The sequence below is a fragment of the Roseomonas mucosa ATCC BAA-692 genome (assembly GCF_000622225.1).
In the GTDB taxonomy this organism is placed as follows: Bacteria; Pseudomonadota; Alphaproteobacteria; order Acetobacterales; family Acetobacteraceae; genus Roseomonas; species Roseomonas mucosa.
The window spans coordinates 1-3,083 of the sequence record NZ_JHWD01000063.1 but is presented as its reverse complement, the minus strand read 5'-3'; the positions used below and the strand labels follow the sequence as shown (position 1 = coordinate 3,083).

Genomic DNA, 3,083 nt, shown 5'->3' with positions numbered 1-3,083 from the left:
CCTGGACCTTCTCGCCGGTGCGTGGGTTCAGCGCCGTGCGCTTCGGGGTCTCGCGTACCGAGAAGGAGCCGAACTCCGGCAGCGAGAAACGGCCGGTCTCGATGATCTCGGCCTTGATGGCCTCGATCGCCGCGCCCGCCAGGCGCACCGAGGCCAGGCCGGTCAGATCGGAGGATTGCTGAATCACGTCAGCGATGAACTTCTTCGACATGGATGCCACGCATAGTCAGAAAGAGATCGAGCCGGAAGCCACAAACAAGCGGTAGGAAGGAGCGGTTGCCTCGATCCCGGCGTGTTCAGGCCGGGCAGAAAGTGGGCATCAGGCGGCTGAGATGGGCGACGAGAAGAGAGCAAGCCCGCAGGCGAGATTCAGTTCTTTACGGGCTGCTCCATCAGAAACCGATCAGGAGCAGGTCGAGGGCGCGGGTGATGCTGTCACGCTCGGCTTCGAGCGAAGCAACAGGACGCTTGAGTTCGCGGCAGGTGACGGCACTGAGGGCTTGCGTCACCAGGACATGACGTACTCCCATGATCTCGAAGACCGGGTTCAATTCGCTGATCGGCGGAGGTGCCTTTTCTTCGGGCAGCAGCGGCACCACGACGCGGGTGGCAAGATGCGAGAGCAGAGAGGCTTGGACGTCGACCACGTAGCCCACGCCTCGACCCGGCATCGGGTGTATGTCGAGACGCGGCATCAGAAGCTGCGGAAGGCTGCGAGAGGCAGGTCGTTCTCCGCGACATGCTCGTTCCAGGCGGCAATAGCTTGGCTGTTCCGTGCCAACCAGAGTTCTCGTCGCCTGGCGGCGACCTCGGCAGTCAGGCCACGCTCGCACGCCTGCGACAGGTTGATGCCCAGGTCGCGGGCCTCCCGCAGCAAGGCCTCGGGCAAGGTGACGTTGGTTGGCCGCCGCGAGGGCACGGCGGCAGGATCTGAGCGGGACATACGACTGCTCCAAACCTCCACCAAAAGCCCGACTATGTAAGCACATTCATCATGCGCATTCAAGATGCGCATTAAGACGGGTATCGTTGCAGTCTCAGATATCCCTTTCGCGAATAACCCTATGTTTCGTGGCCACTTCCTGCATTGTAAAAAACTGCTGCCCGGGCCTCCCGGCCCCGGATATCGGAGAGCAGCCCCCATGCCCGGCCCGATCGGCTACGCCCGCGTCAGCACCAGCGACCAGGACACCGGCCGCCAGTTCGACGAGTTGCGGGCCGCCGGCTGCACCATCCTGCACCAGGAGCACGCCTCCGGCGCCCGCCGCGCCCGCCCCGTGCTGGCGGCCCTGCTGCGCCAGATCGGCCAGGGCGACACCCTGGTCGTGGTCAAGCTCGACCGCCTCGCCCGCTCATTGGAGCATCTGCTCGAGGTGGTCCGCACCCTGGAGGGGCGAGGCGCCTTCCTGCGGGTGCTGGGCGATCCAATCGACACCGCGACCCCGCAGGGACGCTTCATGCTGCAGATGCTGGGGGCCGTGGCCGAGTTCGAGCGCTCGCTGATCCGCGAGCGCGTGGCCAGCGGCCTGGCCCGGGCCGCCCGGCAGGGGCGGCGCGGCGGCAACCCGGCGCTGCGGGCGCGCGACCCGGACGCGCTGCGCCGCCTGCGCCATGCCCGCGAGGATGCCTACCGGGCCAAGGTCACGGCAGGCGCCGGGCAGTGGCTGCCCACCGTGATCCTCCTGCGGACCGAGGAGGGGCGCACCTGGGTGCGTATCGGCATGGAAAGTTGACCCCTCTGGTGGGGTGACCGGCGCCCAAATCACTCACGCGCGGGCTTTGCTCGATGCCGACGAAGACGGCCGCTCGGTCGCCCGCAGCTTCGGTGTCGCCCGATCGACGCTCTATGCTGCCCTTAGTGCAGCGCTTCCTTGACCTTCAGCCCCGCAAGCAGAGTTGCGCCGCTCCGTTGAGCGTCGCGCAATGCGTGGGGTGAGGCTTTCCTTGCTTTAAGGCCCAGACAGTGAATCCGGCGCTGCCGCTCAATTTCCCATACACCCCGTTTTGCGCGACCTGCCATTCTCCTTTGGTCACAAGCCGGATCACCAGCTCAGGCCCATCCTCCACCTTCTCGATGTAGAACAGCTTGCGGCCCGCATCTTCTGTGATGAGATGGTCGCCTTTCGTGTCGATCGCCACCACGGTCTTGTCGGTCCAGGCGAGAAAATCCGGGTTGAAGGTGCGTGTGTTTCCGCGATCAAGCAGAGGAATTCCGAAGCCGCCTTGAGAAGGGTTCCTGCACCACACTCGCTTGGTCTTGTCGAGGGCCTTAGCGAAGGCGAGCTCATCCTTGTTCAGGCCGCTATAGCCTTCGTGCAGCGCGTTGTTGAACGAGACTATGTTCGATTCATCAACCGGAATAGCCGGGACGACATAGGGGTGATCAAGTGCGTTTTGCACGATGACTGAATGCTCGATGTAGGCATCGACAACCTTGCGCGCCTGCTCACGGATGTGGTCCGCAGCGAGACTGTTGTATTCAACACGCGCATCAAACTTCCGGTCTTCGATGTCACACAGATTGATCGGACTGCGTTGACGGTCGCCGTGGCTTGGAAAGAGCCGCTGCACTTCACGGCGTAGAATCCATCGTGCGGTCACCCGGTTGCTGTGATCGACTTCAGCCCACTCGACGGTCGCTGATTCACCGATACCGATCGTCTGCAACACCTGGATACGACCGCCCCCGCCGACCGTGTTGACCCCACCATCCGAGAAGTCTTGCGTCGCTTTGATGATTTTGTTGATTGCCGGAATGGCGTGGGTGCTGTCGATCGAGGCGGTTGGCACTGATCGCTCTTTCAAGGCCGGGCGATAGGGCTTGCTGCTGCCATGAGTGTCGCGCCGGACCGTCAGCGTGATTTCAGGGGTGTCGCTGGCAAGTTTGGCCCGTACGTCCTCAAGGATGGCCTCGAACACGCCCTTCTCGTCGGTTCGAATGTAAAAGTGCGCCGTGTTTAGATTCGGTGACGGGTAGTGTTGCCCGCCAGGCTGGCGCAGCACGGCATTGTCACGTTGGCCAGCTCTGGCTGGAACGAACTCGTCAGGCGAAGCTGGCGGCATGCCGTCCGAGCCCACCACCT

5 protein-coding genes are annotated in these 3,083 nt (G+C 63.4%); 1 reads left to right on the top strand and 4 read right to left on the bottom strand.

Annotation, left to right across the window (positions count from 1 at the left end; all coding sequences use genetic code 11):
- From BT98_RS0120050 to BT98_RS0120040, 3 genes are all read right to left on the bottom strand, one after another.
- A partial coding sequence (locus BT98_RS0120050; RefSeq protein ID WP_027297476.1) for an HU family DNA-binding protein occupies positions 1-211 on the bottom strand: 211 nt, incomplete at its 3' end.
- 181 nt (positions 212-392) lie between these two features.
- On the bottom strand, positions 393-695 hold the full coding sequence (locus BT98_RS0120045; protein WP_026033598.1) for a CcdB family protein: 303 nt from the start codon (positions 693-695) through the stop codon (positions 393-395).
- Positions 695-943, bottom strand: coding sequence for a type II toxin-antitoxin system CcdA family antitoxin (locus BT98_RS0120040; RefSeq protein ID WP_019463301.1), 249 nt, complete (start codon positions 941-943; stop codon positions 695-697). The genes BT98_RS0120045 and BT98_RS0120040 overlap by 1 nt, the downstream gene beginning before the upstream one ends.
- Positions 944-1,142: 199 nt before the next feature.
- Between BT98_RS0120040 and BT98_RS25355 the strand changes: the two genes are divergently transcribed.
- Positions 1,143-1,733, top strand: coding sequence for a recombinase family protein (locus tag BT98_RS25355; RefSeq protein WP_019463302.1), 591 nt, complete (start codon positions 1,143-1,145; stop codon positions 1,731-1,733).
- Positions 1,734-1,878: 145 nt separating this feature from the next.
- Here the strand turns inward: BT98_RS25355 and BT98_RS27650 are convergent.
- Positions 1,879-3,083: hypothetical protein (locus BT98_RS27650; protein ID WP_211254416.1), on the bottom strand; the 1,205-nt coding region annotated here is incomplete at its 5' end.

Excerpts from the sequence above, each read along its gene's own strand:
- BT98_RS0120045 (WP_026033598.1), bottom strand. The coding sequence starts at position 695 with ATGCCGCGTCTCGACATACACCCGATGCCGGGTCGAGGCGTGGGCTAC.
- BT98_RS0120040 (WP_019463301.1), bottom strand. The coding sequence starts at position 943 with ATGTCCCGCTCAGATCCTGCCGCCGTGCCCTCGCGGCGGCCAACCAAC.
- BT98_RS25355 (WP_019463302.1), top strand. The coding sequence starts at position 1,143 with ATGCCCGGCCCGATCGGCTACGCCCGCGTCAGCACCAGCGACCAGGAC.